Origin of the sequence: Microcoleus sp. Z1_A1 (genome assembly GCF_036700305.1) — a bacterium.
Classification (GTDB): Bacteria; Cyanobacteriota; Cyanobacteriia; order Cyanobacteriales; family Microcoleaceae; genus Microcoleus.
Genome location: NZ_JAUBOR010000004.1, coordinates 23,667 through 42,670 on the forward strand (window position 1 = coordinate 23,667; position 19,004 = coordinate 42,670).

A 19,004-nucleotide genomic window follows, 5' to 3' on the forward strand; every position below is an offset into this window, starting at 1 on the left:
GATGCCAAAATAGAAGGCGAGTGCCCAACCATAAGAAAAATTGTTTGCAATCCGGAATGTAAGTCTTACCATTTTAGATTTTAGATTTTAGATTTTAGATTGGGAATGACTGATGACCACCAGGGTTGGCAGCACCGGTCTACAGTTGCATTATTTTCTGAAACTGGTTTCACGACTTGGCTGATATTAATTCTGCCGAATGACCAATACAGTTTGATGAATTTGATTCGGAGAGAACATTTGATGATGCAAAACCCAGCAAATCAAGCCGGATCTGTGTCTGCGCCGCCGCCACACCAAACAAAAAAGCTGCGCCAAATCTGGGACAACATTAGCAATTCTGCTCAATCGCAGTGGCAGCAAGCGCACAGTCTTTGGCAACACAGACGGCAGCGCCGCCATTTGCTGACCCTGCTAATTCTGGGTACCACCGCTTTAACCATTAGCACAACAGCTTGCATCAGCTATTTTTTTGTACGCGGACTAATCCTTGACAATTTAAAGCAAATAGCACTATTAAAACTAGAAAAAGGCACCGATGAAATCGACCGCTGGCTAAGCAGCCGCAAAGCAGAAATAGAAACCATTGCTTACGATCCTACGGTTGGCACTCTCAATTGGCAATTAGTCGAACCCCGGTTGCAAGGAGAAATATACCGGTTAAAAGAGTATTTCATCCTGTCATTAATTCAACCCGACGGCTCATTTATCAATACTCTAGGCAACCGCGCGAACAGCAAAGACCGCCAACACTTTCAAAAAGCAATGGCCGGACAGCTCAACGTTTCCGACCCGCTGATCGGCCGCAGTACAAAAGTTTCTACGATTATTATTTCAGCTCCTATTTGGGCCTTACCTCCCGCTCCCAATCAAGTAATTGGAGTCCTATCGGGCAGCATTAAATTAGACCGAGTAACATCTGTCGCTAACAGCTTACTGTACGGTTCCGAAAGTTATGCTTTTGCGCTCAATTCACAAGGAGTGCCAATTGTTCATCCCAACAATAACTTAATCGGAAATATCGACCAGGAGGCCCCAAGCTTTTTACAGTCAAAAGACCCCGCTCTCTCCACAATTGCGCGGCAGATGATCGACCGCCAGACGAACATCGAACTGGTAAAAATAGATAACAAATGGGTGTATGTAGCCTATGCTCCCCTCAAGGAAGTTAACTGGTCGATGGCTTTAGTAATTCCCCGCGAAAATATTGAATCCCAACTGCAAGCATTAAATTTGCTGACATCCGTAGTCGCCGGACTGCTCATCCCGGCAATGCTAGCAGCCATTTGGCTAATTTACTCCTCCGAAAACAATCGCGCTCAAGCGGAGCGAGAAGCCATGCTCAACCGGATTGCTGGACGTATTCGCGCTTCTCTTGAATTAGACAAGATTGTGCAAAGTACAGTCGAAGAAATAGTAAGTTTGCTGCACCTAGAACGGGCGGCTTTTGGTTGGTACAAACCGCAAGAAAAAACGTTACAAATCCTGTGGGAATATTGCCCATCTGATTCTCCGACACAAGCCCTAAAGTTTGAGTCTTACTTTATCGAAAATGTGTTAGTACGGAGTGGTCAAGGCGAACCAATTATTCTTTCGAGCGACACTTGGGCGGAGGGTGTAACTCAACCGCCGGAACTTAAAGCTAATAGCTATTTAGCCGTACCTGTCCAGACTCAGAACCAGCCGCAGGGTTATTTAATTTGTAGCCACGCTACTCATTGGCTTTGGAGTCGGGAGGAAATTCAACTGTTAAAAGCTGTAGCAGACCAATTGGCGATCGCAATTACTCAAGCTCACCTTTACAGTCAAACCCAAGACCAAGTAAAACTGCTTAATAGTGCCTTAAATGAACTGAAAAAAACTCAAACTCATTTAGTGCAGAGCGAAAAAATGTCATCCCTAGGTCAAATGGTGGCTGGAATAGCGCACGAAATCAACAACCCCGTTAACTTTATTTCGGCTAATTTGCCTCACACCAGCAAATATACTAAAGATTTATTAGAGTTGGTGAGTTTATACAAAGAAGCATTCCCAGAGGTTCCCCAGGAAATCGCAGAATTTAGCGAAGAAATCGAGTTAGAATTTATCGAGGAGGATTTGCCGCATATATTGAATTCTATGAAAATAGGAAGCGAACGCATTCGCAGCATAGTTCTTTCTTTGCGGAACTTTTCTCGCCTGGATGAATCTGACAAAAAGCTAGCGGATATTCACGAAGGTATAGAAAATACCTTGCTGCTGCTCTCCAACCGCATTAAAAATAGAATTTATATAGTCAAGAAATACGGAAAAGTGCCTTCAGTCGAGTGCTATCCGTCTCAGCTAAATCAGGTGTTTATGAACTTGCTGAGTAATGCGATCGATGCCTTGAACGAGATCGATCGCCTGGATAAAATTATTACTATTTCCACGGGGGTAGTTCGCGAACATGGCGGTAAATTTCTGAAAGTGGCGATCGCCGACAACGGCCCCGGCATTCCCGACAGCGTTAAAGACCAAATTTTTAACCCATTTTTTACTACTAAAGATGTGGGTAAAGGCACGGGTTTGGGGTTAGCAATTAGCTACAAAATTGTAGTAGATGGACATGGTGGTAGCATCACAATTGCTAAACCTCCGGGGGGAGGAACGGAATTTTTGGTTAAAATTCCTATTAGTAACGGAAAGTAAAACGATTTTAGATTTTAGATTTTAGATTTTAGATTTGGGAAGGACTGATAAAATAAGAGTTTATAGCTTGTCTACAGTTGCCTTGTTTAAACTCGTACAAGTAGGAAGTGGGAAAGGAAGCCCGCAGATTTTGTAAAGTTTTAACGGAGGTAAGGGATAGAAGGAAGAGGGAAGAGGGGCTAAACAGTTTTAATTAATGCTAAATTTACGGCGGTTGGCTAAAATTAGAATAGTTTTTGTTAAAGGTGTTTTATGGCTGTTGGCAAGGATACAATTTTCGAGCGCTTTTTGTCGCCCCTGATGCGACTGGCGATCGACGAAGAAGCGCTGAAACGACTCTACGAAGGTATCGACTGGGAAACAGCGGGCGATCGCTACCGACAACCCAACTTAGTTTATCCCGAATATTACAGCAGCCAAAACTTTCACGGCATTAAACGCGGCTATCTCAACCCCAGTGCCGCCGTTTCCTACGATCCCATCACGCAATATGTTTTGCCTCCCCACGAAACAGTCGTCAGGCAAGGCTTAATTGACGCTGTGCGGGTGAAACCGCGCCGAATCATCGATTTGGGATGCGGCACCGGTTCGACAACGCTCATGCTCAAGCAGGCTTTTCCCGAAGCGGAAGTTGTCGGCCTGGACTTGTCGCCTTATATGCTGGTAGTTGCCGACATGAAAGCGCAAAAAGCCGGCTTAAATATCCAGTGGTTGCACGGAAATGCCGAAAGCGTTGCTTTTGGCGATGCTAGCTTCGATTTAGTCGCAGCTTCCTTGCTGTTTCACGAGACGCCACCTGCTGTATCGCGGGCAATTTTGCGAGAAAGCTTCCGACTGCTGAAGGTTGGGGGACAAGTGGCAATTTTGGACGGAAACCAAAAAACTTTGCGGCAGACAGAGTGGCTGACTGATATCTTTGAAGAGCCTTATATTAAGTCTTACGCGGCTGGCAGCCTCGATGCTTGGGTGGGGGCTGCAGGATTCGCGGGGGTGCAAACTCACGAACACTGGTGGGTGAATCAGGTGACGCAGGGCGTGAAACCTTTGCCGGGGGAAGATTTGGAACAGGCTAAGGTGGCGAGGGGGTGGAATTGGGGCGATCGAACTCCTGATTTTGATGGCGATTTACCGGGCATTCCAGCTCCGGCTTGACTTATTGTTGAGGTGTATTTTTCGCCCTTTGGGGGCGGGTTTCATAGATGGTTAGTTTTAGGTTGAGATGGTTGGTAAAACCCGCCCCTACTAACTTGCTAATGACTGATGATTAATGACTAATGACTAATGACTCTAAAAGCAGTTTTATTTGATTTTAATGGTGTGATTGTTAATGACGAGCCAATTCACGAGAAAATAATCGCACAATTGATGCTCGATGAAAATCTCCAGCTCAAACGTGGGGAGTTTCGAGAAATTTGTTTGGGAAGGAGCGATCGCGCTTGCATTACCGAACTGCTCAAGCGCCGGGGACGATATCTAACAGAAACATATCTCGATCGACTGCTGCAACGCAAGGCCCAAGCTTACAAAGCTCAAATAGATACTTTGGAGAAACTGCCGATTTATCCCGGTTTGGCAGAATTTATTGATAAAATTCGGCCCGCCGGACTGAAAATGGCCGTAGTTAGCGGGGCAATGCGATCGGATATAGAATTGGTGTTAGATCGGGCCGGTTTGGCAGCAAACTTTGAGTTAATTGTTGCAGGCGATGACTTGACGGCAAGCAAACCAGCACCCGACGGCTATCTATTGGCTGTGGAACTTCTCAACCAGAAATATCCCGACTTTAACCTGCAACCGATCGAGTGTTTGGCGCTAGAAGATACTTTTGCGGGGATTGAAGCAGCGAAAAAAGCGGGGATTCAGGTTGCGGGTGTGACTCACACTTACCCGTTTCACATGATTCAGCGCCAAGCTAATTGGACGGTGGACTATTTTGCTGATTTAGAGTTGGATAGAGTGGCGGCATTTTGCTCGATCGCCCCCACTGAGCCGGCTGCGGAAAACACTTGACCTTTTTAGCAGTTACGTGCTAGTGTAAGTGACGGTCTGCGAACGTGAGAGCAAGCAAAACCTGTCAGCCTTTTAGATTCGGCAATCTCGCATCTAAAATGCTAAATTAAAACTCAATCAGGGGAATTAGCTCAGTTGGTAGAGCGCTGCGATCGCACCGCAGAGGCCAGCGGTTCGAGTCCGCTATTCTCCATAAATTAGGGGTATTTCTACAGGTGACGATCGTACTCAAAGCGAAGTGCGATCGTCACCTGCTTTGATACTCGCCTATGCAAGTGCGATCGACTCGGTTGCTGCTTAAGTTTTAGCATCAATAACCTGTCGAGAGCGAGAAACCCGCTTTCTATGAGTGTGCGATCGACCCGGTTGCGGCCTAACTGGTAGCATCAATAAGATAATTTCTGTAAAGAAACCGGGTTTCTAATGTCACACTAATTCCTGAAAAGACGTATTTGGGCGTCTAAACCAGGTTTGCCAAAAAAATCCGCTACGCCCGCGATCCCAACCCTGATGTCATCAGTCAATCTAAAATCTAAAATCTAAAATCTAAAATGGTATCAGCCCGGTTTCTGCCGCAGTTGCCCTCAATCCCCACAAAACATTCATTTTGTCAAAAACAATAAGTTTTGTAGCTAAAAATACAACAGTCTGCTGACGCGAGTCTTAATATCAAGTCGCTATGTGTTATTATTCTCAATCATCAGACTCATCTGTTCAAGAGTAACAAGAAAAAATGACAAAGCGATTCGATCGGCGGAAATTCCTTTTATACGGTTCTGCTACCCTAACATCAAGTTTATTTCTAAAAGCTTGTAGAACTCCAACTCCAACAGCAACTCCAGCCGCTTCTCCCACATCAACAGGAACTACACCAGCAGCAGCCGGGGGCGGAAACACGATCAAAGTAGGAATTTTGCATTCCTTGAGCGGCACGATGTCCATCAGCGAAAAAAGCGTTGTCGATGCCGAACAATTAGCGATCGAAGAAATCAATAAAGCTGGTGGCGTTCTCGGAAAACAAATCGAAGCAGTAATAGAAGACGGCAACTCAGACTGGCCGACTTTTGCCGAAAAAGCCAAAAAATTGATCGACCAAGATAAAGTTGTCACCGTCTTCGGATGCTGGACATCCGCTAGCCGCAAAGCAGTATTGCCAGTATTTGAAGAAAAAAATCATATGCTCTGGTATCCCGTACAATACGAGGGTCAAGAGTGTTCCAAAAATATCTTTTATACTGGGGCAGCCCCGAACCAACAAATCGAACCCGCAGTGGACTGGCTGCTAGAAAATAAAGGCAAAAAATTCTTCTTAGTCGGGTCTGACTACGTTTTTCCCCGCACTGCCAATACAATTATCAAGGCCCAGCTAGCAGCCAAAGGTGGCGAATTAGTTGGGGAAGATTACATTCCTTTGGGTGGGACAGAAGTCACGCCAATTATTAGTAAAATTAAGGCAGCTTTGCCAGACGGCGGCGTCATTTTTAATTCCCTCAACGGCGACAGCAACGTAGCATTCTTCAAACAGTTGCAGGGTGCAGGTTTGGGCCCGGACAAATATCCGTCAATGTCAGTCAGTATTGCAGAAGAAGAAGTAAAGGCGATCGGCGTAGAATATCTTAAAGGCCATTACGCCGCCTGGAATTACTTCATGACTGTGGAATCTCCGGCCAATACAAAATTTGTGGAAGCTTTCAAGGCAAAATACGGCAAAGATAGAGTGACCAATGACCCGATGGAAGCAGCTTATATCATGGTTTACCTGTGGAAGCAAGCTGTCGAAAAAGCAGGGACAGCCGACGATTTGGAAAAAGTACGGGCAGCCGCTTTGGGTCAAACCTTTGACGCGCCGGGGGGCACAGTAACGATGGAAGTTAACCATCACCTTTCTAAATTTGTGCGGTTGGGCGAAGTTAGAGATGACGGTTTATTTAACATCGCATTTGCTACACCCGAAGCAGTGAAGCCGGTGCCTTGGAATCAATTTGTTGCTGAAACACAAGGCTTTGCTTGCGATTGGTCAGACCCCGCAAAAGGTGGCAAATTCAAAGTTTGATAAGTAGGTAATACCAATTTCAATACGCTTGGGTGAAGCCCGATCCCCCCTAGCCAAGGGCGGGCACGGGGAGTAGGGGTAGCACCGCCCCTACCAAGGGGGGAGTAAGAGCATTCTTTCGTCAATCCCTACTCCCCTTAATAAGAGGTAATATCATGTCCGGTCGATTACTCCTAATACGGTAGGGGCGGGTTCACGAAAAATATCTGCCAATAATTGACAATCTCAAAAACCCGCCCTTTTAATCGCAGTCACTCGATCGGACATGATATAACCGGAGTCTTCAAATTCCCCCTTAATATAGGGGAACTGGACTCTTCAAAGTCAACCCCTACTCCCCTTATTAAGGGGGATTTAGGGGAATCGAGATACTGAATCTAAGCATTTTTTATATAAAACTCGATGCTTAACTTGACACCAATGGGGTAAAATCAGCCCCTAATTATCCGCGAACAAAGTTAACCGACTTGATGCAGGAGTAACACAATTGGCGATATTAGATGGTTTATTTAACGGCCTTAGCATCGGCGCTGTTTTACTAATTGCAGCCCTGGGATTAGCGATTATTTTCGGGCTGATGGGCGTAATTAATATGGCTCATGGCGAGTTGATGATGCTGGGGGCTTATACAACTTTCGTAGTGCAAAATGTCTTCAAAGGTATCGGAGGATTTGCTTTTGAAACCTACATTTTATTTGCAATTCCCCTAGCTTTTTTAGTGGCTGCATTGGTAGGATTAATTCTCGAACGGGGAGTGATTCGCTATCTTTACGGGCGGCCGCTAGAAACTCTGCTGGCAACTTGGGGCGTAAGTTTAATTTTGCAGCAGTTTGTCCGCAGCGTGAGTTGGGTGTTGGTAATTGGGATTGCGGTGTTTTGTTTGCTGTTTTTTGGCGGTTTGCGGGTGCTGAAATCGCGCCTGGATTTCGATCGCATTCGCAGCACAATTATCGCCATAATTTTGCCTTTATCTTTGGGTATTTCCTGGGCGGTGAGCACCTTTTTAGGGCAAACTTACAAACTGGCCGTAACTCAACCTTGGTTTGGCGCTCAAAATGTGGACGTGACTGCACCGCAATGGTTGCGGGGCGGCATACCGCTGGGCAATTTTCAGTTGCCCTACGCGCGAATTTTTATTATTGTCCTCACCGGAATTTGTTTGGCGGGAATTTACCTATTTTTGCAAAAGTCTGTGTGGGGATTGCGGATTAGATCCGTGACGCAAAATCGCAGCATGAGTGCGTGTTTGGGTATTCCTACCGAACAAGTAGACGCGCTGACTTTTGCTTTGGGTTCAGGCTTGGCTGGTGTCGCTGGGTGCGCGATTAGTTTGATTGGTTCGGTAGGGTCAAATACCGGACAAAATTATATAGTCGATACCTTTATGGTGGTGGTTGTGGGCGGTGTTGGCAAGATTGTGGGGAGTGTAGTTGCTGCGATCGCGATCGGCACTGCCAATTACCTGATCGGTTCGGGAACTCTAGCATTAATGTTCGCTCCTATCAAGCCTTTAGCCGACTTCTTCACATTTTTCGCCACAACCAGCATGGCAAAAGTAATGGTATTCGCCTTAATTATGGCTTTTCTGCAAGTGAAGCCGGGAGGGATTTTCCCGCAAAAAGGGCGGACGGTAGAAAATTAAAAATTACAACTGCGAGTGTAGCGAAAAATGCAGAAAAAACATCAAAAACCCTGGGTAAAAGAAGCGGCAATTGTCAGCGCGATCGCCCTCACATTCATCTTACTCCTCCCAGGAATACTCCCCGACGTTCGGCTCAATCAATTAGGGCGATTTTTAGCACTAGCAATTGCAGCCCTCGGCATAGACTTAATTTGGGGATACACGGGTTTACTTAGTTTAGGACATGGGGTGTTTTTTGCGATCGGCGGCTACGCCTTCGCCATGCACCTAAAACTGCAAATTCCCCCAACCGCCAGCAGTCAATTGCCAGAATTTATGAACCTCTACGGCGTTACCGAACTCCCCTGGTTTTGGCAACCATTTTATTCATTTCCCTTCTCAGCATTAGCAATAGTTCTCATCCCCGCCATCTTGGGTGCACTTTTAGGTTATTTAGTATTCCGCAATCGAATTCGAGGCGTTTACTTTTCAATTCTCACCCAAGCAGCAACCATTGTATTTTTCAACTTCTTTAACGGTCAGCAAAAACTGATTAACGGCACCAACGGACTCACCGACTTTAAAACCTTGTTCGGAGCCACAGTCAATGACCGAGATACTCAATATATTTTCTACATTCTCACCATACTATTTCTAGCAGCAAGTTATGCCCTCTGCCGATGGCTGACCAGCGGACGCTTCGGTCGCCTGCTAGTAGCAATTCGCGACGACGAAGTGCGCCTGCGTTTCTCAGGTTACAATCCCACAGGATATAAAGTTTTAGTCTTTGCAATTTCCGCCGGTTTAGCCGGGATTGCCGGCGCATTATTTACCGTACAAACCGGAATCATTTCGCCAAAAGCAATGGATATTGCCTTTTCAATTGAAATGGTAATCTGGGTCGCAGTGGGAGGCCGCGCCACATTATCTGGAGCAATATTAGGAGCGCTGCTAGTCAACTTTGGCAAGAGTTTTTTGAGCGAACAATTTCCCGAAGTGTGGCTATTTTTCCAAGGCGCGCTATTTTTAATAGTAGTCACAGTCCTGCCCGACGGCATAGTCGGATGGCTGCAAGATCAAAGTTTCGACCAAATCCGCAGCTTGTTCAGAAAACCGAAGTACGTATCTACTTACCCCAGCCTGGAACAAGACCCCCAAGTGCAGCTCGAAAAAGAAGAACTTGAACATTGAGTGCAAAAATATCGTGTAATTTATAAGTAGGCTGACATAAATAAATGTCACCTACAACAGACAAACAAAGCAATCGCAATAGACTTGGGAAAATCTGCGTTTCTCTCTGAGGAGACGCAATATATATGTCCACCTACTTAGATATCCGTAGCAAGTAGCTTCGTTCTTTAACTTGAGGGACAACATATGGCAGATATTATTGACTACAAAATCTACGGCGACGATTTGCAACTCATCGAGATTGAACTCGACCCCAAAGAAGGCGTCAGGGCTGAAGCTGGAACCATGACATACATGGAAGGCGACATCCAAATGCAAACATCCACAGGCGGCGGCTTATTTCAAGGTTTCAAACGAATGCTGACAGGAGAGGGTTTTTTCATTACCACCTTTGTCAACGCCGGAAATCGTAAAGCCCGCGTAGCTTTTGCCGCCCCCTATCCGGGTAAAGTAATTCCCCTTGATTTAGGCCAACTTGGCGGTAAATTTTTGTGTCAAAAAGACTCATTTCTCTGTGCGGCCAACGGCATTGACATTGAGGTAGCTTTCACGAAGCGGCTCGGTGCCGGTTTCTTTGGCGGAGAAGGTTTTATTCTGCAAAAGTTGCAGGGTGACGGGCTAGCTTTTGTTCATGCGGGAGGAACAATAGTTGAGAAAAATTTGGGAGTTGGCGAAGTGTTGCGAGTAGACACCGGCTGTTTAGTAGCTTTTGCAGCGACTGTAGATTACGATATTCAGTTTGTTGGCGGGTTTAAAAATGCTTTATTTGGAGGTGAAGGCTTGTTTTTGGCAAAGATGACTGGGCCGGGAAAAGTATACGTGCAAAGTTTGCCACTCTCGAAGTTAGCTGAACGGATTTTAGCTGCTTCTCCACCTCCTATTTCGAGCAGCTCTAGCAGTTTTAGTTTAGAGTAAAATAACCATTTATGTGCTTGTGTAGGGTGCGTCAGCTAGCAGATTTTCCGGCTTACCCAGAGACTGTTAACTGACGCACCTTCTCAGAGAAAATCAGCGCTCTCAGGTGCGTCAGCCCACAGATTTTCTGGCTTACCGAGAGACTTTTAACTGACGCACCCTACCCGGAGAAATTACCTATGAATGGCAAAGTATTAGAAATAGAAAACTTGACTGTGAGTTTTGATGGTTTTAAAGCCATCAACGGTTTAAATTTTAGTATGGATGCGGGCGAACTGCGAGTTATTATTGGGCCCAATGGTGCGGGGAAAACTACTTTTCTCGATTCAATTACTGGGAAGGTGCAGCCGACTGAGGGCAGGGTGTTATTTAAGGGACAAAATTTACGCAAGTTGTCGGAAGATAGGATTTCGCGTTTGGGAATTGGCCGCAAGTTTCAGACGCCGCGAGTTTACTTGAATTTAACGCCACGCGAAAATTTGGAATTGTCTTGCAGTCGCCACAAAAATGTTTTTTCAACTTTGTTCCAGCCTGCTTCTGCTGCTGAAAAACGCACGGTTTCTGGTTTGTTAGAAACCATTGGTTTAGTTGCTAAGGCTGATATTTCGGCGGGTTTGCTTTCTCACGGGGAAAAGCAATGGTTGGAAATTGGAATGTTGGTGGCTCAATCTCCTGATTTGTTGTTGGTAGATGAACCTGTGGCGGGTTTGACGGATGAGGAAACGATGTTAACTGGGGAGTTGCTGATTTCGTTGGCCGAAAGTCATTCGGTGTTGGTAATTGAACACGATATGGAGTTTGTGCGGCAAATTGCGCGGCAGGTGACGGTGTTGCATCAGGGTGCGGTTTTGTGTGAGGGGACTATGGATGAGGTGCAAAATGACGATCGGGTAATTGAGGTATATTTGGGAAAACCTGACAGTTGACAGTTGACAGTTGACAGTTGACGTATCATCTTTGGTAAATTAACCACAAGATTTGTAGGGGCGGGTTAACCAACAATCTTTCATCCTCACCGACAATCTACAGAAACCCGCCCCAGCGACCAAATTTGAGCGCGGGTAATTCAACGGACACGAGGCCAATTACCAATTACCAATTACCAATTACCAATTATCCATTACCCATCTAAAAACTATGCTACAAGTTTCTAATTTGAATGTTTATTACGGCGAAAGTCACATTTTGCGCGATGTCGATTTAAGCGTAAATGCTGGGCAAATGGTTTGCTTGATCGGCCGCAATGGTGTGGGCAAAACTACTATGCTAAAAACGATTATGGGGTTGTTGCAACCGCGCAGTGGCACTATTGCTTTTGGCGGAGAATCTATTGCTTCTAAGTTGACTTACCAGCGGGCTAGATTAGGCATTGGTTATGTGCCTCAAGGGCGTGAAATTATTCCACGTTTGACTGTAAAAGAAAATCTTTTGTTAGGTTTGGAAGCGAAACCAACCAAAACCAAAAATCCTGAAGTTCCTGATGAAATTTTTGAGTTATTTCCGGTTTTGAAAACTATGCTCGATCGCCTGGGAGGTGATTTGAGCGGGGGACAGCAGCAGCAGTTAGCTATTGCTAGGGCTTTGATGGGTGAGCCGCAGTTGCTGGTTTTGGATGAACCTACGGAGGGGATTCAGCCGTCGATTATTTTAGATATTGAAGCTGCGGTGCGCCGTGTGGTTGCGACTAGGGGAATTTCTGTTTTGTTGGTGGAGCAACATTTGCATTTTGTGCGGCAAGCTGACTGGTATTATGCTATGCAAAAAGGGGGGATTGTGGCTTCTGGAAGCACTAGCGAGTTAAGTGATGAGGTGATTCAGAGGTTTTTGGCTGTTTGAATAGAATTGAAGGAAGTTCGGCAACGGATTCGCTTGCGCGAGATGTAACGGATGTAACGGATGTAACGGATGGAAGGAAGAGGGAAGAGGGAAGCAGGAAACGAGGGAATGAGGCAGAGCCTCTAGATATTTATTCCCAGGCTGAGCCTGGGAACAAGGGATTCCGTTCGGACGCCATCCCCACTTTGTTTGAAAAGAAGCGATTTCAATCGCGCCGGAAACGAGACTATATTAATTATTTTTCCTGCCGTCTGGCATTGTGGTGCCGGCCATGCTTGCTCGATCGATAGTAGCGCCATCTATATTAGCATTGCGGAGGTTGGCATCGGAAAGATTGGCATCTCTCAAGTCGGAAAATCGCAAGTCTGCACCGTCTAGATTTGTCTTTGTCAAGTTAGCTTTTCTAAGGTTAGCGTTGCTGATTCTCGCTCCTACTAATTCGGCTCCGCTTAAGTTTGTGCGAGCTAGATTGGTGTTGACAAAATCTGATATCTCGAAGCGACTACCGCTGAGGTTGGCATCTGATAAATCTGATCCTGTCAGGATGGGATTTTTTAAGTTAAGGTTAACTAATTTTACGGCTCGGAGGTCGCAGCGGGAGCAGCTTTGAGTTAGCAGCAGCGTTTCGACGTTGGCGTTGATTTGGTCGATTTGTTGCTGGGAGAAATTTTCGGCAAATTGTGGGGAGACGTAGCCGAGCTTTTTGGGGTCGTTTGCTTTTGGTTGGGGTGTTTGGATTGGGGGTGTTTGGATTTGTTGGGGTGTTTGGATTTGTTGGGGTGTTTGTGGTTGGGGTGTTGGGATTGGTTGGGGTGTTGGGATTGGTTGGGGTGTTGGGATTGGTTGGGGTGTTTCTATTTGCCCGATCGCACTTAGTTGCAGCCCCACCTTCGGCAAATCGAGAGTTCCTGCAAAAATTAGTAGGGCGATCGATAATATTGTGATTTTTCTCATAAATAAATAACAAGAGTGCAAAAATACCATTGATATTGTATGATACTCCGAAAAGCGAACGCCCTACATTGAGATCAATAAATCTCAACTTAGATCAAATACTTCGGAACCGTCTGGTGTGCCAATTATCTTTTATATTGCTGTTTAGCAGTCAGTATTTAGCAGTCAGTATTTAGCAGCGAGCTATGAAGATTCTGTTAGTAGAAGATGACTATCGCATTGCCCAAGCATTAGCAGAAGCCCTCACCGACCAACATTATGCCGTAGATATAGCCGCCGACGGTCAAGAAGGTTGGAACTTTGCAGAAGCTTTTACTTATGACTTAATTCTGCTAGATGTGATGCTGCCAAAATTAGATGGAATTAGCCTTTGTCAGCGCTTGCGCCGACAAGGTTTAAAAACCCCCGTGTTAATGCTAACAGCCAGAGACACCAGCAATGATAAAGTCATGGGATTAGATGCGGGAGCCGATGATTATGTCGTTAAACCTTTTGATTTGCCCGAATTAGCAGCAAGAATTAGAGCCTTACTGCGGCGGGGAAGTACAACTTTACCACCAGTATTAGAGTGGGAAAATCTGCGTTTAAACCCGAATACCTGCGAAGTTACTTATCGCGATAATTTGCTGCATCTTACACCAAAGGAGTACAGTTTGCTAGAATTATTCCTGCGAACAGGAGGGCGCGTTTTAACACGGAGTGCTATCCTAGACCATATATGGGCTTTTGAAGACTCGCCAGGAGAAGAAACCGTAAAAGTTCATCTCCGGGGTTTGCGGCAAAAACTGAAAGCTGCAGGTGCACCAGCTAATTTTATTGAGACTATTTATGGCATCGGTTATCGGCTCAACCAAAACCTCTAATCCCCAATTTCAAGCTTTGGGATGGCGTTTATTGCTATCTTACTTAACAGTAATGGTAGCTATTTTAGGAACTTCTGCTATTGCTGTTTATGAATTATTTGCCAGCAGTCTGTATCAAGAATTAGACCAGAGATTGGAGGTTTTGGCTCAAGCAGCTTCTCACAGTTTAGTTGCGATCGAAAAGCAGCATATTTCAGAAAATCCAGAAAAAAAAGGCGATGAATCTGACCAAGAAAGTGAACAGCGCAATGATGATATTCAAATTGAACTCCATCGGAAAAAAGTAACGCGCCAGTTAGATAAAGACGGAGACTTAGACATTCCCTGGCAAAATCTGCGGGAACCAGATCAAGCTGTAGAATGGTTTAATGAAGCAGGTAAAATGTTAGGAAATTCCGGCAATACTTTACCGCCAGTACCGATAAAATCGGGTTTCCAAACCATACAAAACGGGCAAATTCGCTCGGCGACCATTCCAGTTTACATTTCTTATGATAATAAAAAGCAAGAATTAAAAGGTTATATTCGCACCAGCGAATCTACTAAAGAAGTCGAAGAAGTTCTCAGCAGACTCCGCTGGAATTTGGGTTATGGGAGTATTATTGTTATGAGCTTGACTGCGGTTGGTGGTTTGTGGCTGACTAAGCAATCTCTCAAGCCAATTGAGGATAGTTTTCAGCAGTTAAAACAATTCACTGCTGATGCTTCCCATGAGTTGAGAAGTCCGCTGACAGCGATTAAAACTTCTGTGGAAGTTATGCAGAGTCATCCAGAGAGAATTCATGCAGCGGATGTTAAGAAAATGGCGGCGATCGCCTCTGCTACTAAACAGATGACTCAGTTAGTTGAAGACTTACTTTTATTAACTAGAATGGATGCACCAGCAGCCAAGATCGCCCGCGAGTGGATAGCGGTGCCGTTAGATGAACTATTAGAGGATTTGCTAGATTTGTGGGAACTGCAAGCTCAAGAAAAGCAAATTATTCTCAAGTCAAATTTAGCCATTAATACGTCTGTAATGGGAGATGCTGCACAGCTAACTCGTTTGTTTTCCAACTTGCTCGGAAACGCAATTCATTACACACCAGCGGGCGGAAGTGTGACTGTTTCTCTGAGCAGACAGAACCGATCGACAATTGTGAGTGTAGAGGATACTGGTATCGGCATTGCTCCAGAAGATGTAAAGTTAGTTTTCGACAGATTTTGGAGAGCAGATCGAGCCAGAAATCGCCGCGAAGGGGGTTTGGGGATGGGATTGGCGATCGCCCAAGCAATTGTCCAAAGCCATCGAGGAGAAATTAGCGTTACCAGTCAGCTAGGAGTAGGTAGCTGTTTTCATGTAAAATTATCCTCAGTAGCTTAAGAGTTGATATTAATAAAAAACCTTAACTCTTCTTCCCAGATTCTCCTTGTTCACCGCTTTCTCCAATGCTGAATTTGTTGATGGGAAGTTAACAGCAGGTTGGTACGCCCAACAAGTAAAAAATAACGCTCAACTAAAAAATGATGCGGCTCCAACTCAAGAACTCAGAAATTTAGTCAACCAAGCACTAAAACGAAATTCTTTATTCCAAATAGCGGCGCGCCCTAAAGCGATGCGTCCGATTATGTTGAGTCGCTATCAGGGAGGAATGTACTACGGCACACATATTGATAATGCGATTATGGGAGATGAAGAACTAATGCGATCGGATTTGTCTCTCACTCTATTTCTCAGCTATCCTGCAAGTTATACGGGCGGGGAATTAGTGATTGAAAGTACCCAAGGACAACAAGCTTTTAAACTTGCTGCTGGTTCAATGGTTGAGCAGGACTTACGCAAGAGACCAAGGAATAAGGGCAACCACCGGGGGGATTGCCCCTACATTCACACGAGATATAGATGTCGTGCGTCCAGGACTATTTAGGAGGTTTTGGAGGCGGATGAAATACATTTTAGGTCTTTCCGAGTTCTTTACTTTGTTTTGTCATAGTAATTATGGTTATCAAAGCGGTACTTCAGGGAGTTTTAGCAATTATGGATACACAAGTGACGGCACTTTCTATCAAAATGAAATTATTTGCAACATGAATTACCCATTTTGACCAAAGAAACCGGGTTTTTTACCGAATCTGCGGGGATCACAAAATATTTTCGCAAAAACCCGGTTTCTGCCTACCCGTGCGTCCAAGAGAATCTGATTTGTCAACAACAAAACCTCTAAAAAATAGGAGAATAAATAGATGGCTAGGATTAATTTTCGCAAACTTCACCGCCAAGTTGCACCGATTATTTTCATCCCTTTACTATTGACTGCATTAACTGGTGTTACCTATCGGCTCGCACAAAGTTGGTTTGGTATAGAAGATGATGCTGCCGAGATTTTTATGGTGATTCACCAAGGAAGCTATCTCGGAAAGGAACTCAGACCTTTTTATGTGCTTTTGCTGGCTTTGGGAGTGATTGGGCTGATAGTCACTGGTTTGACGATGACCAAATTTTTGGGTGGCGCACGCCCTGAAAGACCAGGTGCTAAACTTGATTTTCGTAAGGTTCACCGTATTGCTGCACCGATTATTTTATTGCCTTTAACAGTCAGTACGGTGACAGGTGTAATCTATCGAGTTGGCAGAAGCTGGTTTAAGATGCCGAAAGAGGTAGGAGAAGTTTTTTTGAATATCCACCAAGGAGAATATTTGGGAGATTTTTTGATGCCAATCTATGTGTTTTTGGTGGGTTTGGGTGTGATTTTGCTGCTGGTAACAGGAATCAATATGACTGGTATTTTTCGGAAACGTCGCCCGCAAACAACAGAGGAAGATAGCTAATATAGCCTTTCTCAGAAAAATGAGGTACTCATGGGCATAGGGCATAGGGCATAGGGCATAGGGCATAGGGCATAGGGCATAGGGCATAGGGCATATCTCACTTTTTTGAGAACCGCTATAGATTTTTTTTCCGGGAATGACTGATGAATATCGTGGTTTTAATCCTCTTTACAGTTGCATCTTTTTTGGGGAACTGGTATACAATAATTATCTGGTCACTGACCTTTAATTAAGATGATGAATAGAGGTATTGAAACGGCAAAAAAAAGTCTAAATTCAAAAAATGTATGGGAAAGTCGGCTACAAGGAAGTCGCACCAGTGCATTTCTCAGTGAAGTATTAAGTAACAGCGGTCACTTTTTAATTCTGAAGACTTTATCAGACTTGATATTAGCGGGTTTGTTCCAATTTATCACAGACCCAACTGAATATTTACTGATAGTAGCAATGCTTGTTCAGGCTTGGTATCTGTCGAGCTCGAAATGCCACCGTTTTTGGGGAAACCTGATCTGCGTTGGTATCTATACGCTGATTGATGTGCCGATAGACGGGCTAGATTTTTTCCAAAATCTGAGTCACATTGTCTTTTGGTTATTTTCTCTGATGATTGCTACTTTGCAAGGATTGCGATTCCATTGGGCTAAGGGTATTGATGATTGGCTGATTCCACTGGAAAGTTTGGTAAGGGCTCTGATGGTGGTAGCTTTTTATGTTGTGATTGGGATTAAGTCTCAATATTTAATTGCTAATTTAGAATTGATAGTGACATTTTCGCGGACGGCAACGCACTGGTTTCTTACTTGGAGTATGGTGTTTATCGGTTTGCTTTTGGGGTTGCAGTCACTACAGATTGTAAAACAAAGAAAGCAGCTAGAAAAAACAGCTCAACTACTAGGAAATATGGCAAAATGGGGAATGGGAAGTCATGTAGTAGACACAGCGCTTAATAATCCAGCAGGTTTGGCTTTTCAAAAGTGCGATCGCACGATTTTATTTATGGATATTCGCGGTTTTACAAGTTGGTGCGAAAAAACTTCCCCTGAGACAGTTGCAGCGGTTCTCAATGAATATTACCGTTGTGTTGAACCAGCAGCTTCTCAGTTTCAGCCTTTAAGAATAACTTTTACAGCCGATGAAATTATGGCTATTTATGCTACGCCACAACAGGGAATTGCTGCGGCTAAATCTATGAGTAAAGCTGCTTCAGAAATGCTTGAATTATATGGAATTGGTGCGGGATGCGGGGTGCATTGCGGAAGCGTTATTGAAGGGCTATTTGGCGGTGCAGATGTTCGGACTTATACGGTGATTGGTGATGTTGTCAATACAGCTAAACGCTTAGAAAGTGCCACGCCTGGTGGTGCAATTACTATTTCTGATGCTGTTTATCAAGGGATGTCACAACATCTAACGGTGGAACCTTGTGAACCGATAGTGGCTAAAGGTAAAACAGCAGCTTTAATTGCATGGCGGTTAATATAGCTAGCCGTCACGGATTGCGAACATAGAGTAAAAAAATGGCGATATATTCAATCAGAAAACTCTGATTATATCCTCTGGTGAAATAGCTCTAAGTTTAGATAAAAAACTTCTGTACCGTCTGGCGAGCGAATTAACTTTTCTACGGCGTTAGGGAGTTGATCTTGGCGGTACAATTCGGGAATTTCGCAGAAGTTTTCTTCGGATATTTCCAATATTTTCGGCATATTAGGAACCGGAATTCCCAGGCGATCGCTCTTATTTAAACTGCAAACAATCAGGTAGTTGTTGTCGGCAATAGTCTGGATGCTGGGAAATATTTTAGATAAACTAATCAGCGTAATTAGTTCTTCTTGGTGTCGCACTAAACTTTGACCGCTATCTAAAAAACCGTAGGGAGTAAAGTCTTTAACAATACGCTGCACTCGTTCTATAGGAACAGCATAGTAGACGTTCCCCAGTTCAAAGGAAACCATTTTTTTAGGGGCAATTCTAACAGTGGCTTGTTTCTTGCTCCGAAAGCGGCGATTGTAATTGGCGTGAGTCATTCGATTTTAGATTTTAGATTTTAGATTTTAGATTGAGGATTATTGGATTGAAGATT

The 19,004-nt window shown here is 44.5% G+C and carries 16 protein-coding genes and 1 tRNA gene; 15 read left to right on the top strand and 2 right to left on the bottom strand.

Annotated features, from left to right (window positions below; translation table 11 throughout):
- The first annotated feature begins 105 nt into the window (after positions 1–105).
- The 10 genes from QT973_RS03660 to urtE all read left to right on the top strand — a co-directional run bounded on the left by QT973_RS03660 (position 106) and on the right by urtE (position 12,296).
- Entirely contained in the window at positions 106–2,670 is a 2,565-nt protein-coding gene (locus QT973_RS03660; RefSeq protein ID WP_333055604.1) for an ATP-binding protein, read from the top strand.
- A 252-nt stretch (positions 2,671–2,922) separates the two neighbouring features.
- Positions 2,923–3,822: a class I SAM-dependent methyltransferase gene (locus QT973_RS03665; RefSeq protein ID WP_333210705.1), complete on the top strand. Its 900-nt coding sequence runs from the start codon at positions 2,923–2,925 to the stop codon at positions 3,820–3,822.
- Between the two features lie 129 nt (positions 3,823–3,951).
- Positions 3,952–4,680: an HAD family phosphatase gene (locus QT973_RS03670; protein ID WP_333210702.1), complete on the top strand. Its 729-nt coding sequence runs from the start codon at positions 3,952–3,954 to the stop codon at positions 4,678–4,680.
- A 120-nt stretch (positions 4,681–4,800) separates the two neighbouring features.
- Positions 4,801–4,873, top strand: a tRNA-Ala gene (locus QT973_RS03675).
- A 540-nt stretch (positions 4,874–5,413) separates the two neighbouring features.
- Complete coding sequence (gene urtA / locus QT973_RS03680) at positions 5,414–6,733, top strand: urea ABC transporter substrate-binding protein (RefSeq protein WP_333055601.1); 1,320 nt, start codon at positions 5,414–5,416, stop codon at positions 6,731–6,733.
- A 487-nt stretch (positions 6,734–7,220) separates the two neighbouring features.
- Entirely contained in the window at positions 7,221–8,375 is a 1,155-nt protein-coding gene (locus QT973_RS03685) for an ABC transporter permease subunit (RefSeq protein ID WP_333055600.1), read from the top strand.
- Positions 8,376–8,402: 27 nt separating this feature from the next.
- Positions 8,403–9,545, top strand: coding sequence for an urea ABC transporter permease subunit UrtC (urtC, locus tag QT973_RS03690; protein WP_333055599.1), 1,143 nt, complete (start codon positions 8,403–8,405; stop codon positions 9,543–9,545).
- Between the two features lie 186 nt (positions 9,546–9,731).
- The gene (locus tag QT973_RS03695; RefSeq protein WP_333055598.1) at positions 9,732–10,460 is read left to right on the top strand and encodes a TIGR00266 family protein; all 729 of its coding nucleotides are present in this window, start codon (positions 9,732–9,734) and stop codon (positions 10,458–10,460) included.
- A 179-nt stretch (positions 10,461–10,639) separates the two neighbouring features.
- Positions 10,640–11,386 (top strand): urea ABC transporter ATP-binding protein UrtD, encoded by a 747-nt coding sequence (gene urtD, locus QT973_RS03700; RefSeq protein ID WP_333055597.1) that lies wholly within the window; start codon positions 10,640–10,642, stop codon positions 11,384–11,386.
- A gap of 211 nt (positions 11,387–11,597) precedes the next feature.
- A complete protein-coding gene (gene urtE / locus QT973_RS03705; RefSeq protein ID WP_333145659.1) occupies positions 11,598–12,296 on the top strand; it encodes an urea ABC transporter ATP-binding subunit UrtE in 699 nt (232 codons plus the stop codon).
- A 231-nt stretch (positions 12,297–12,527) separates the two neighbouring features.
- On the opposite strand, the gene QT973_RS03710 is transcribed toward urtE, so the two are convergent.
- On the bottom strand, positions 12,528–13,250 hold the full coding sequence (locus QT973_RS03710) for a pentapeptide repeat-containing protein (protein ID WP_333390645.1): 723 nt from the start codon (positions 13,248–13,250) through the stop codon (positions 12,528–12,530).
- Between the two features lie 185 nt (positions 13,251–13,435).
- Between QT973_RS03710 and QT973_RS03715 the strand changes: the two genes are divergently transcribed.
- The 5 genes from QT973_RS03715 to QT973_RS03735 all read left to right on the top strand — a co-directional run bounded on the left by QT973_RS03715 (position 13,436) and on the right by QT973_RS03735 (position 18,403).
- Complete coding sequence (locus QT973_RS03715) at positions 13,436–14,113, top strand: response regulator transcription factor (RefSeq protein ID WP_333055594.1); 678 nt, start codon at positions 13,436–13,438, stop codon at positions 14,111–14,113.
- Entirely contained in the window at positions 14,079–15,476 is a 1,398-nt protein-coding gene (locus tag QT973_RS03720; RefSeq protein WP_333055593.1) for a HAMP domain-containing sensor histidine kinase, read from the top strand. The genes QT973_RS03715 and QT973_RS03720 overlap by 35 nt, the downstream gene beginning before the upstream one ends.
- 46 nt (positions 15,477–15,522) lie before the next feature.
- Complete coding sequence (locus QT973_RS03725; RefSeq protein ID WP_333055592.1) at positions 15,523–16,020, top strand: Fe2+-dependent dioxygenase; 498 nt, start codon at positions 15,523–15,525, stop codon at positions 16,018–16,020.
- 316 nt (positions 16,021–16,336) lie between these two features.
- Positions 16,337–16,921 (top strand): PepSY domain-containing protein, encoded by a 585-nt coding sequence (locus tag QT973_RS03730; protein ID WP_333055591.1) that lies wholly within the window; start codon positions 16,337–16,339, stop codon positions 16,919–16,921.
- Between the two features lie 234 nt (positions 16,922–17,155).
- The gene (locus QT973_RS03735) at positions 17,156–18,403 is read left to right on the top strand and encodes an adenylate/guanylate cyclase domain-containing protein (protein ID WP_333058419.1); all 1,248 of its coding nucleotides are present in this window, start codon (positions 17,156–17,158) and stop codon (positions 18,401–18,403) included.
- A gap of 65 nt (positions 18,404–18,468) precedes the next feature.
- On the opposite strand, the gene QT973_RS03740 is transcribed toward QT973_RS03735, so the two are convergent.
- Positions 18,469–18,948, bottom strand: coding sequence for a chemotaxis protein CheW (locus tag QT973_RS03740; RefSeq protein WP_333231679.1), 480 nt, complete (start codon positions 18,946–18,948; stop codon positions 18,469–18,471).
- Positions 18,949–19,004: the final 56 nt, after the last annotated feature.

Excerpts from the sequence above, each read along its gene's own strand:
- QT973_RS03660 (WP_333055604.1), top strand. The coding sequence starts at position 106 with ATGACTGATGACCACCAGGGTTGGCAGCACCGGTCTACAGTTGCATTA.
- QT973_RS03665 (WP_333210705.1), top strand. The coding sequence starts at position 2,923 with ATGGCTGTTGGCAAGGATACAATTTTCGAGCGCTTTTTGTCGCCCCTG.
- QT973_RS03670 (WP_333210702.1), top strand. The coding sequence starts at position 3,952 with ATGACTCTAAAAGCAGTTTTATTTGATTTTAATGGTGTGATTGTTAAT.
- urtA (WP_333055601.1), top strand. The coding sequence starts at position 5,414 with ATGACAAAGCGATTCGATCGGCGGAAATTCCTTTTATACGGTTCTGCT.
- urtC (WP_333055599.1), top strand. The coding sequence starts at position 8,403 with ATGCAGAAAAAACATCAAAAACCCTGGGTAAAAGAAGCGGCAATTGTC.
- QT973_RS03695 (WP_333055598.1), top strand. The coding sequence starts at position 9,732 with ATGGCAGATATTATTGACTACAAAATCTACGGCGACGATTTGCAACTC.
- urtD (WP_333055597.1), top strand. The coding sequence starts at position 10,640 with ATGAATGGCAAAGTATTAGAAATAGAAAACTTGACTGTGAGTTTTGAT.
- urtE (WP_333145659.1), top strand. The coding sequence starts at position 11,598 with ATGCTACAAGTTTCTAATTTGAATGTTTATTACGGCGAAAGTCACATT.
- QT973_RS03710 (WP_333390645.1), bottom strand. The coding sequence starts at position 13,250 with ATGAGAAAAATCACAATATTATCGATCGCCCTACTAATTTTTGCAGGA.
- QT973_RS03715 (WP_333055594.1), top strand. The coding sequence starts at position 13,436 with ATGAAGATTCTGTTAGTAGAAGATGACTATCGCATTGCCCAAGCATTA.
- QT973_RS03720 (WP_333055593.1), top strand. The coding sequence starts at position 14,079 with ATGGCATCGGTTATCGGCTCAACCAAAACCTCTAATCCCCAATTTCAA.
- QT973_RS03730 (WP_333055591.1), top strand. The coding sequence starts at position 16,337 with ATGGCTAGGATTAATTTTCGCAAACTTCACCGCCAAGTTGCACCGATT.
- QT973_RS03735 (WP_333058419.1), top strand. The coding sequence starts at position 17,156 with ATGATGAATAGAGGTATTGAAACGGCAAAAAAAAGTCTAAATTCAAAA.
- QT973_RS03740 (WP_333231679.1), bottom strand. The coding sequence starts at position 18,948 with ATGACTCACGCCAATTACAATCGCCGCTTTCGGAGCAAGAAACAAGCC.